The 11006-nt window shown below is 35.2% G+C and carries 9 protein-coding genes; all 9 read right to left on the bottom strand.

Going from position 1 to position 11006, the window contains the following annotated elements; genetic code table 11:
- Position 1: 1 nt before the first annotated feature.
- A complete protein-coding gene (gene coaE, locus B2S90_RS06300) occupies positions 2-574 on the bottom strand; it encodes a dephospho-CoA kinase (protein ID WP_286696738.1) in 573 nt (190 codons plus the stop codon).
- Complete coding sequence (locus B2S90_RS06305; RefSeq protein ID WP_286696739.1) at positions 562-1515, bottom strand: Gfo/Idh/MocA family protein; 954 nt, start codon at positions 1513-1515, stop codon at positions 562-564. Before B2S90_RS06305 ends, coaE begins: the two co-directional genes overlap by 13 nt.
- 2 nt (positions 1516-1517) lie before the next feature.
- On the bottom strand, positions 1518-2330 hold the full coding sequence (mutM, locus tag B2S90_RS06310) for a bifunctional DNA-formamidopyrimidine glycosylase/DNA-(apurinic or apyrimidinic site) lyase (protein ID WP_279067356.1): 813 nt from the start codon (positions 2328-2330) through the stop codon (positions 1518-1520).
- Positions 2330-4933 (bottom strand): DNA polymerase I, encoded by a 2604-nt coding sequence (gene polA / locus B2S90_RS06315; protein ID WP_055232679.1) that lies wholly within the window; start codon positions 4931-4933, stop codon positions 2330-2332. The genes mutM and polA overlap by 1 nt, the downstream gene beginning before the upstream one ends.
- Position 4934: 1 nt before the next feature.
- Complete coding sequence (dnaE, locus tag B2S90_RS06320) at positions 4935-8000, bottom strand: DNA polymerase III subunit alpha (RefSeq protein ID WP_279148572.1); 3066 nt, start codon at positions 7998-8000, stop codon at positions 4935-4937.
- A 76-nt stretch (positions 8001-8076) separates the two neighbouring features.
- Complete coding sequence (locus B2S90_RS06325) at positions 8077-8796, bottom strand: lysophospholipid acyltransferase family protein (RefSeq protein WP_055288797.1); 720 nt, start codon at positions 8794-8796, stop codon at positions 8077-8079.
- Positions 8793-9257, bottom strand: coding sequence for a dihydrofolate reductase (locus B2S90_RS06330; protein ID WP_270396852.1), 465 nt, complete (start codon positions 9255-9257; stop codon positions 8793-8795). The genes B2S90_RS06325 and B2S90_RS06330 overlap by 4 nt, the downstream gene beginning before the upstream one ends.
- Positions 9254-10114 carry a thymidylate synthase gene (locus B2S90_RS06335; RefSeq protein ID WP_349677207.1) on the bottom strand — a complete coding sequence of 287 codons (861 nt, stop codon included), beginning with the start codon at positions 10112-10114 and terminating at the stop codon, positions 9254-9256. The genes B2S90_RS06330 and B2S90_RS06335 overlap by 4 nt, the downstream gene beginning before the upstream one ends.
- A 118-nt stretch (positions 10115-10232) precedes the next feature.
- Entirely contained in the window at positions 10233-10922 is a 690-nt protein-coding gene (locus B2S90_RS06340; RefSeq protein WP_055232691.1) for a hypothetical protein, read from the bottom strand.
- Between the last annotated feature and the right edge of the window lie 84 nt (positions 10923-11006).

An 11006-nucleotide genomic window follows, 5' to 3' on the forward strand; every position in this document is an offset into this window, starting at 1 on the left:
CTTATTCCACCTCCTTTAAGACACGTAATATTTCTTTTTCTAAATCATAATAGTTTGTATTGTTTCTAATGATATAATCCGCACGTTTTTCTTTATCTTCTAAAGACATCTGGTTTCTAATACGATCTAATGCCTGTGTACGTGTACAATGGTCACGGGATAAGACTCTTTGAATCTGTGTTTCTTTGTCACAGCTAACGACTACTGTATGATCACATAGATCATCCCACCCTGCTTCAAATAACAATGGGACATCAATAAAGACAAGGTTATTTTTAGATTGTTTGATTTTTTGTACAATGACGCTTCTAATATAGGGATGTAGGATGCCTTCTAGATAGTTCTTTTCATCCTGATTATTAAAGATAATATCTGCCAGCTTCTGTCTGTTGATTTTTTCGTTTTCAAGTACAGGAAAGTGTTCAATAACCTGTTTAAAAGCTTTTGTATCAGGTTCTAATGCATGACGTGAGATTTCATCTGCATCAATCACTTCATAGCCATGAGTCATTAAATAATAACTGACTGTACTCTTCCCACTCGCAATACCACCAGTGAGTCCTATGACCTGCATATTGTTTCTCCAATACGTTCCATAAGTTCTATACAATCAATACTATCCTGATGACTCATACGATCACTTTCTACCTTAATGTACGCAATAGATTCATGACAGGCTTCTATTTCAGTATGGAAATCATCAATATCATAAGGGATTTCTCCTGTGAAGGATTCACCATTAAATGAAATAACTGCTTTTGTAGGACGATAGAATGGATCTAGTGTGATAGTCCCTTTAGTACCTGTAATAATCATATCTTTTCTTACTGGTCCATCAAGTGAAGCTTCCATAAAGGCTTTGACACCATTTTCAAATTCTAGAGTAATCGAATCATGAACATCTACACCATGTTCTACTTTCACATCATTAGAAATAGAAACGACAGGACTCTTCACAAAATCTAAGACAGTCGCAATATTATAAATGCCTGTATCATATAAAGCACCACCTTGTTTTGGATCATAAATATAAGAATGCTCATCATAAGGTACAATGGATTGAAAATGGTTTTCTATAGAAACAATATCTCCAATAATACCTTTATCTATTTCTTTATGAACTTGATTGATCATTGGAATAAATCTGGATTTCATGGCTTCCATAAAGAAGACATGATTCTTTTCTGAATAGTCACAGAGTGTTCTTATTTCTTTGCTTGTCAAGGTGGCTGGTTTTTCTACTAAAACAGCTTTATGATGCTTCATTGCTTCTAATGCATACTTGTAATGAGAGGCATGTGGCAATGCGATATAGACAATATCTACATTCTCATCTTCTAGTAACTTCATATAATCATCATAGATTTTTTCTGGATGATAGAGTTCCTTAAATTGTTGTCTTTTTTCTGGATTATGAGAAGCCCCTGCATAAAAGCATGCTTCATCAAAATGAGAGAGACTCTCACAGAATCTCTGGGCAATTCTTCCTAATCCTATTACACCCCAATTCAACATATTTAGTATCTCCTTTTCTGACAGTGAGGACAATAATATGTTCCTCTTCCTGCAATTGTGATTTTCTTTATAGGTCCCTTGCACTTTGAACATGTTGTTTGTGCATGAACAGATAAAGTAACCTGAAATAAGCCATGGATTCCATTGGCATCAAATGAATGGATAGTTGTCCCACCCTGGGCAATGGCTTCCTTTAAAATAGTACTGGATACTTCTATTAATTCTAAAATACGTTTCTTTGAAAGTCTGTCTCCTCTTGTACGAGGATCCATACCCATTCTAAAACATATTTCATTCGCATAGATATTTCCAATTCCAGTAAAAATAGTCTGGTCTAATAATAATTGTTTGATAGGCAGATGACTTTGATGGATATGTGGATAGATATAGTCAAATGTCGCTTCCATTGGTTCCTGTCCTAAACGACTCAGTGGTGGATATTCACGATAGTATTCTTTGTCTACTAACTGCATACGACCAAACTTTCTTGTATCGTTATAACGAAGATCTGTGCCATCTGTCATATGAAAGATAATATGATCATGTTTATCATAGGGTTCATCTTTCTGTTTTATATTGTATTTCCCTTCCATTCTTAGATGAGAAATAAATGCGTCATGATCTAAAATAAAGATCAAATATTTACCATATCGATCTATATCGCATATGGATTGATGAATAAGTGTAGAGACAAATGTTTCTACATCGCCATCAATAATACGTGGATAACGTACTTCTATAGAGTCAATTGTTTTATGAAGTACGAAGTTCTTAAGGGTTCTTCGTACTGTTTCTACTTCTGGTAATTCAGGCATTACTTTAATTCACACCAGTTCTTGGCATAGTTGCCTTCTACAATAAGAGGTACATCCATCTTAATGCAGTTTTCCATCTTTTCTTTCACAAGAGACATCACTTCTTCTAGTTCATCTTCAAAGACATCAAAGATCAATTCATCATGTACCTGAAGAATCATCTGAGATTTTAAGTGATGAACTTTGAGTGCTTTATCTACTTCAATCATCGCAAGTTTTAGAATATCTGCTCCCGTTCCCTGGATTGGTGTATTCATTGCATATCTCTGTGCCTGCTGACGTACCATGAAGTTCTTATCATTGATGGTAGGAATATATCTTTTTCTATTCAATAGCGTAGAGACATAACCCTGTTTTTTACATACTTCTACGACTTCATCCATATATGTTTTTACTTCTGGATAGGTTTCAAAATATTTATTAATGAAGTTTCTTGCTTCGGTAATGGACATACCAATGTCCTTAGAGAGTCTGAATTCACTCATACCATAGATGATTCCAAAGTTAACGGCTTTCGCCTGTGAACGCATCTGTGGAGTGACTTCTTCATCTTTCACACCAAATACTAAAGCAGCTGTATGTCTATGGATATCCTTACCTTGATTAAAGGCATCAATAAGGTTCGTTACATGAGCCATATGTGCAAGTATTCTTAACTCAATCTGAGAATAGTCGAAGGATACAAGATAACCATTATGTGATACAAAGGCTTTTCTAATTAATTTTCCTTCTTCACTTCTTACAGGAATATTCTGAAGATTTGGATCAACAGAAGACAAACGTCCTGTATGGGTAAGTGTCTGTTTGTAGATTGTATGAATCTTATTGTCTGGGAAGACCTGTTCCTGCAGTCCTTTTAAGTATGTAGAAGAGAGTTTAGTCAACATTCTATATTCAAGAACAAGTGGGACAACAGGATGGGCATCAATGATCTTTTCTAAGACATCCTGGCTTGTAGAATAACCTGTCTTTGTCTTCTTGCCGCCCTTTAAGCCTAGATCTTCAAATAAGACCTGACCTAACTGTTTAGGTGAAGAGATGTTGAAGGTTGTACCTGAGATGCGGTAGATATCATTAGACAACTTTTCAATTGTTTCATCAAAGGCTTCATCCATTTCCTTTAATACATCTAAGTCTATTTCAGTTCCTGCAAATTCCATTTCTCCTAGAATACGTGTCACAGGAAGCTCAATGTCTTCATATAGTTCATACTGCTTTTTATCTTTTAATTCTTTTGTGACAACATCTTTTAATTCATAAATAGCCTTGGCTTTAGAAACAGTATGCTGAGCAAGTAATGCATCATCTGGAATATGCTTTTTAGCACCCTTTCCAAATACTTCTTCATCATACTGAACACCATCATAGTCAAAGTGTGTACATACATATTTGAGTTCTTCTTTAATAGCTGGTTCTAATACATAAGATGCAAGAGACAAATCAAATGTATAACCATTGATTTCTACACCATTCCATCTAGAACCTATGACTGCACTCTTGATATCATAACCATACTTCTTCTTAGTTTCATCCTTTAGATAAGCAAGGAATGATTCATCCTTAAGGGCATTCTCATAAGAAATAAAATAAGCCTGTTCATCATTATAGATACCATAACCTAGAATAATAGAACGATGGTAATTTGTATCATAAATAGAAGCATAGACAGCACTGTCTTTTGTGATTTCAGGCATATGGTCCACTATTTCTAGCTTTAGTTCCTTTTTAGGTGCTGCTTCAATTGTCATAGATTTAATCAAAGAGTTCATATCATATGTTTCATAGAATGACTTTAATGTGTCATAGTCATAGCCTTCATACTCTGCTTTCTTCAAATCAACATCTAAAGGAACATCTCTAAGTATTGTAGCCACCTTCTTGCTCATTAAGGCATCTTCCATACCTGCTCTGATCTTTTCACCCATCTTACCCTTGAGTTCATTCTGGTGTTCTTCTAATCCTTCAATGGTTTCATACTGGTGTAATAGTTTTAAGGCAGTCTTTTCACCTATACCTTTGATACCTGGGATATTATCAGCAGTATCACCCATTAATCCTAGGAAATCTCTGATCTGATCCGGCTTTAAGCCATATTTATCAAGTAAAGTCTGTTCGTTATAAATATCAAGTTCAGTCACACCTTTGACTGTACGATAGATTGTCGTTTGAGGCGAAATAAGCTGGAATGCATCTTTATCTCCTGTATAGACCGATACTTTCAGATTATTCTTTTCACCAAAATCAACAAGTGTACCAATAATATCATCACCTTCAAAGCCTTCTACTTCATACCATGTGATATTATGGGCTGTTAAGTATTCTCTTGCGAGAGAGAACTGAGGAATCAGTTCTTCTGGTGTTTCTTTTCTTTGGGCTTTATAGGTATCCAACAATTCATTACGGAATGTTTTCTTTCCATAATCAAATGCGACAATCACATACTTAGGATTATTATCAAGGATCTTATCCACCATACGGGCAAATCCATAGACACCATTAGTAGGAATACCATTACGATTCACCATATAGTTTCCTGTATAGCTAGTGGCATAGAATGCCTTAAATAGTAATGAGTTCCCATCTATTAAAATCAATTCTTCCATTTTATAACTCCTTTACTTGATTGATAATAAGAGATAAACGATCACGGTATTGAACACGTACATTCATTTCCACAATCTTTCCTCTTTCTAATATATTCTTAAAACGTTCATATTGGTTAGAGAAGCAGACAAATTCTACCTGTCCTGTTTCATCCTGTCCTTCAATGAATGCCATTTCTCGACCTTTCTTATCTACAATGGCACGTACTGAACTAATAGAACATACAACTAATATATTACGATCCATATAGTTTTCTACATCTACAAGATTAACTAAGGGATGCTTGATCTTCTGTTTTACATAAACAATAGGATGTGTAGATACATAGAGACCGAGTACTTCTCTTTCTCTTTCTAAACGTTCATATTTGTTTTCTCTGACTTCTTCAAAGATTGGCTTTTCATCCACCCCTAATTGAATATACTCTAACATCAGTGAAATATTCTTACGTAAATAAGCACGATTTTTATTAAATTCATCAAAAGCTCCTGCATCAATTAAACTTTCTAGCATCTTAGATGAAAGAGAAGGGATACGGGATAAGAAATCATACATATCCTTAAATAGACCTTTTTCTCTTTCCTTAAGAATCATCTTATATCCTGCAGCCCCTACATTCTTAATAGAGACTAAAGAATAACGTATTCCTCCTTCTTCTACTACAAAGCGTGAATAAGAATAATTAATAGAAGGTGGAAGAATCTTGACTCCATAGCGTTTAGATTCTTCTATAATACGCATCTTACTAGAAGCAGAACCTGATTCATTGGAAAGAATAGCTGCAAAGAAATAGAGTGGATAATTCGCTTTTAAATAAGCCAATTGATAAGCCATATAACCATAGGCGACAGAGTGACTCTTATTAAAGCCATAGTTCGCAAATTTCTCTATCATCTGATAAAGTTTCAAGGCAATCTTTTCATCAAATCCTTTCTTGATAGCTCCCTGAAGGAATTCTTCCTTCATACTAGCCATCATGCTTTCATCTTTTTTAGAAACAGCTTTTCTTAATATATCTGCACGTCCTAAAGAGAATCCTGCAATGACCTGAGCAATCTGCATGATCTGTTCCTGATAAATCATAATACCATAAGTAGACTTTAGAATAGGTTCAAGTTCCTTGACTAAATAAGTAATATTATTTTTATTCTTTCTACCTTCTAGATAGAGAGGAATATTTTCCATTGGACCTGGTCGATATAAAGCCACTGCAGCGACGATATCATCAAAATGATCCGGTTTCATCTTCATAAGTAATGAACGCATTCCACTTGATTCTAACTGGAAGACACCTGTTGTATCACCACGAGAGATAAGGTGGTAGGTACGTGCATCATTAAGAGGGATACTATTGATAGAAAATGTCTGACCAAGTCTTCTTTCTATATCCTTCATAATATAATCAATCATAGTCAGATTCTTAAGTCCTAAAAAGTCCATCTTGAGTAAACCTGTTTTTTCAATATAGTCCTTAGAATACTGGCTCATGATCATATCACTTGGACCGATGACCAAAGGCACAACATCTCTTAATGGTTCATAGGATAAGACAACCCCTGCTGCATGCATTGTAATATTACGTGGAAGATATTCTACTAAGCTCATAGGCGCAATAAGGCGTGAAAGCACTGGATCTTTTTGAATCATATCCTGAAATGAGGCACTTGTAGAATAAACTTCAGTAATACTTTTACGATGTTTAGGTGCAGTAGGTATCATCTTCGCAATCATTTCGAGTCTTGGCAAAGGGATACCCATCACTTTTCCTAAATCCTTTATTGCGACACGTGGACCATATGTAGAAAAAGCGACAATCTGTGCCACATGATCATGACCATATTTGTTGCATACATATTGAATGACTTCATCACGACGATCATCCTGGAAGTCTACGTCAATATCTGGCATGGATACTCTTTCTGGATTCAAGAAACGTTCAAAAAGAAGATCATATTTTAAAGGATCAATATTTGTGATTCCTAAGCAATAGGCAACCAATGAGCCTGCCGCAGATCCTCTTCCTGGGCCTACGAGTATACCATGTTTTTTCGCATATTGTACATAATCAAATACAATTAAGAAGTAATCATCATACCCCATAGTATGAATAGTTTTTAATTCATAAAGTAAACGGTCTTTATAATCATCTGTGATAGTCTGATTTTTAAAGCGTTGTTTCAATCCTTTAATACAAAGATGTCTGAGATATGCCCCACTATCACCATGAGGTGTCTGATAGTGAGGAAGACCGTTCTTTGTTTTTTGAATAGAACCATAACAGTTATCAATCATTTCTTCTGTATTCTTAATAATATCTGGATAACGGCTAAATAATTCTCTGATTTCTTTTTCTGTTTTTAGATAACGCTCACTTGTAAGTGGTTCATAATCCTTAGAAAGCACTTCTCCCTTTTTAGAAGCTTGTAAGAGATCAAGTGTAAAGGCATCATGTGGATGTAAATAACGCACATCATTACCCCAGATACAGGGAATATCTAAGAATTGAGCATATTTAATCAATGTCTGATTACGAAGTGTATGTCCCTTGAGGCCATCTTCCACAATCATGATACGATAAGAGGCACCAAAGAGCTTCTTCATAATTTTCATAAAACTTAGTACTGGACTCTCTATTTGAGCATGAGTGAGCAAGTCTTCTTTACTTGTCGCTTCTTGTTCGATGAGTCGATCTTCATATTCATGAGATACAACATAAAGATGATCACGATAGTTGGATAAAGCTTTCAATGTGATAGCTTTATTCTCATTGAGATTAATATCACTCACAATACGTACTAAATCCTTATAACCTACATCATCACGTGCATAAAGTGCAAGATGAATCAGGTCATCATTAAACAAAATAGAGGCGTTGACACCTAGTATCGGCTTAATAGAAGCCTTCTTGCAGGCTTCATAGAATTCATAGGCCCCATACATGTTGTTATCATCTGTTAAGGCAAGAGCCTGGATATGTTTTGATTTTGCGTTGTCTATAAGCGCATTAATTAATAGAGTACTCTCTTGAAAGCTATAAGCACTTTTAATTTGTAAGTGTCCAAACATGGTATCCTCTCCTTCCTTGTTCCTCATTATACCAAATTATCCCTTTTATTTATAGTTAGATGAAAAAAGAACATGCCTAAGCACGTTCTTCGAGTTCATCCATTTTAGTCTGTATTCTTGATTGTACAAGATTAGCTACTTCTACGCTGTTCATATCCTTATATTCTTCATAAGGAATTGGTGATAGATAATGAATACCACAATCAACTCTCTTAATAGAATTACTGTCTAATACTTTAAAACAGTTATGCATGACACATGGAATAATTGGCACCTGTGCATCCATAGCCGGTTTAAATGAACCACCCTTGAATTCTAATAATTCATTTCCTTTTTTAGAACGTGTCCCTTCTGGGAAGATCACATAAGGAATACCTTCAGACATTTCCTTTTTAACCTGTCTCATAAGCTTCATAGAAGCTCTTAAGTTTGTACGGTCAATAGCAGGATATTCCATGAATTCAGCCACATCTCTTAAGAAGATAACATCTAATAGTTCTTTTTTAAAGACAATCTTGAAAGGACGTTCAATACTGTCAAATAATGCAAGGATATCAAATAATCCCTGATGGTTTGGAGCTACAAAGAAACCACCTGTTTCAGGAAGATATTCTGTACCTGTAATAGTTAGATTAACACGTGCTCTTTTAGTTGCTTTCTTTAGAAGTCTTCTTGTCCAGTCAATACGATCTTCAAAAGGAATCGTATCCTTATGCTTCTTGATATGTTTTAACTGGAAGATCAGTACTGGTAATTCAAAGAAGAAACGAAGCACAATTAATATAAGTCTTTTCATTTTTGATAGATTTCTAGTGTAAATGTCTCAAATGGCTTTTCTTCTACGAGACGATAGTTATATTCAGAAAAGTCAGGGAAATATGTTTCTCCTGTATAGTCTCCAGGAATTCGTGATAAAAGAATCTGATCACAATATGGAAGTGCCTGTTTATATACAGAAGCACCACCGGAAATAAAGAGGTCTTCACCACGTTCTTTAAAAGATTGAATCGTTCCTACTAAATCATCCACGACTTCTACTCTTTCATCTTCAAAGTTATGAGAGAGAACGATTGTATGACGTTTAGGCAAAGGTTTACCAATGGCCTGGTAAGTTGTTTTACCCATTAATAATGTATGATTGAGTGTAGTACTTCTAAAGTGTTTAAAGTCTTCGCTGTTATGCCATGGCATCCCATTGTCTGTTCCCTTCTTACCAATGAGATTATTCTTATCAGCTGCAACAATGATAGTGATCATACACTGACCTTACCTTTCAATGGACCATGAGATTGATAACCTTCTAGCTTGATATCTTCAATCTTGAAATCAAATAGATTATCAATATCTTTATTTAATACAAGACGAGGAAGAGGAAGTGGTTCTCTTTCAATCTGAGTCTTAACTACATCAAAGTGATTCTTATAAATATGAGCATCACCAATTGTATGAATAAATTCTTTTGGTTCATAGCCACATACCTGTGCAAGCATACATGTAAGTAAAGCATAAGATGCAATATTAAACGGAACACCTAAGAATGTATCAGCACTTCTCTGATATAACTGACAGCTTAAATATTTCTTATCACTTGATACATAGAACTGCATGAGTGTATGACATGGTGGTAAAGCCATCTCATCTACCTGACTAGGGTTCCATGCAGAAATAATATGTCTTCTAGAGAATGGATTATTCTTTAAAGAATCAATGAGTTTCATTAGCTGGTCAGTGCCTTCATTATTGAAGTTACGCCACTGTGCACCATAAACAGGACCAAGGTTACCATGCTTACTAGCAAAGTCATCATCATTCTTGATCTTTTCTACAAATTCTTCTAATGTTTCACCGTTAAAGTCTTCACTCTTCTTAAAGTCTTCATAAGGCCATTCGTTCCATATTTTTACATTACGGTCTACAAGATATTTGATATTTGTATCACCCTTGATAAACCATAATAGTTCTTCCGCAATAGGACGTAAATACATCTTCTTAGTAGTAAGAAGAGGAAATCCTTCACGTAAATCATAGCGTGTCTGATATCCAAATACAGAACGTGTACCAGTCCCTGTGCGATCAGGACGGTCTTCACCATGTTCTAGGATATATCGACACATATCTAGATATTGTTTCAAAATTTATTCCTCCTTTATGCATTTGTCCTCATAATAACATAAATCCTCATATAGATGTTAAACAAAAGCCCTATCTTTGTATAAAAAAGAAGAAGTATTTCTACTTCTTCATCTGTTCACGGTAGTTTTCCATCATATCTTTAAATATTTCAGCACTTGTAGGAGGTGTGAAAGTGACTGCATTCGCACCTGCTTCAATGACTTCTTTAATTGTTTCTTCAGTTGGTCCACCAGTCGCAATAATTGGAAAATCCTTATCAATAGCGCGTAGTGCCTTGACGATTTCTACTGTATTCTTTCCACCAGATACATTGATGATTCTTGCACCACTATGTAACATACGTTCTTCTAAGTCTTCGTCCAAAGATACAACAGTGAGGACAATAGGAATATCTACTATACGTGATAATTCTCTGATCATTTCTGTATGTACAGGGGCATTGAGTACAACAGCAGCTGCACCATGTAATTCTGCATCTAAGGCAATCTTGAATACTCTTGCACCATTGGTAGTGCCTCCTCCTACTCCTACAAAAACCGGTTGTCTGGCGACACCAATAATCGCATTGGTGATCTGGATTGTAGGTGTAAAAGGATAAACAGAAAGAATCGCATCTGCGTTATTATTCGCAATAAGTGCAACATCTGTACTAAACAATAAACTTTTTATACGTCTTCCATTCACATTAATACCACTGGCTTTGTACATCACTTCTGGTACTTCTACAGTATGTTTTAATGTGGACTGTATTCTTGGTGTCATTTTAGGGGTTTTCATTAAATCATTCATATTTCTCACTCCTTTGAGTATTATTATACTCAAGTTTTAAAAACAGTATATGAACAAAAGAAAAAAAACCAGCAATGCTGGTTT

It is taken from the genome of Catenibacterium sp. UBA627 (assembly GCF_002299355.1).
Classification (GTDB): Bacteria; Bacillota_I; Bacilli_A; order Erysipelotrichales; family Coprobacillaceae; genus Catenibacterium; species Catenibacterium mitsuoka.

What these genes read in the sequence shown, in the direction of transcription:
- coaE (WP_286696738.1), bottom strand. Translation starts at nt 574, where the DNA reads ATGCAGGTCATAGGACTCACTGGTGGTATTGCGAGTGGGAAGAGTACA.
- B2S90_RS06305 (WP_286696739.1), bottom strand. Translation starts at nt 1,515, where the DNA reads ATGTTGAATTGGGGTGTAATAGGATTAGGAAGAATTGCCCAGAGATTC.
- mutM (WP_279067356.1), bottom strand. Translation starts at nt 2,330, where the DNA reads ATGCCTGAATTACCAGAAGTAGAAACAGTACGAAGAACCCTTAAGAAC.
- polA (WP_055232679.1), bottom strand. Translation starts at nt 4,933, where the DNA reads ATGGAAGAATTGATTTTAATAGATGGGAACTCATTACTATTTAAGGCA.
- dnaE (WP_279148572.1), bottom strand. Translation starts at nt 8,000, where the DNA reads ATGTTTGGACACTTACAAATTAAAAGTGCTTATAGCTTTCAAGAGAGT.
- B2S90_RS06325 (WP_055288797.1), bottom strand. Translation starts at nt 8,796, where the DNA reads ATGAAAAGACTTATATTAATTGTGCTTCGTTTCTTCTTTGAATTACCA.
- B2S90_RS06330 (WP_270396852.1), bottom strand. Translation starts at nt 9,257, where the DNA reads ATGATCACTATCATTGTTGCAGCTGATAAGAATAATCTCATTGGTAAG.
- B2S90_RS06335 (WP_349677207.1), bottom strand. Translation starts at nt 10,114, where the DNA reads ATGTGTCGATATATCCTAGAACATGGTGAAGACCGTCCTGATCGCACA.
- B2S90_RS06340 (WP_055232691.1), bottom strand. Translation starts at nt 10,922, where the DNA reads ATGAATGATTTAATGAAAACCCCTAAAATGACACCAAGAATACAGTCC.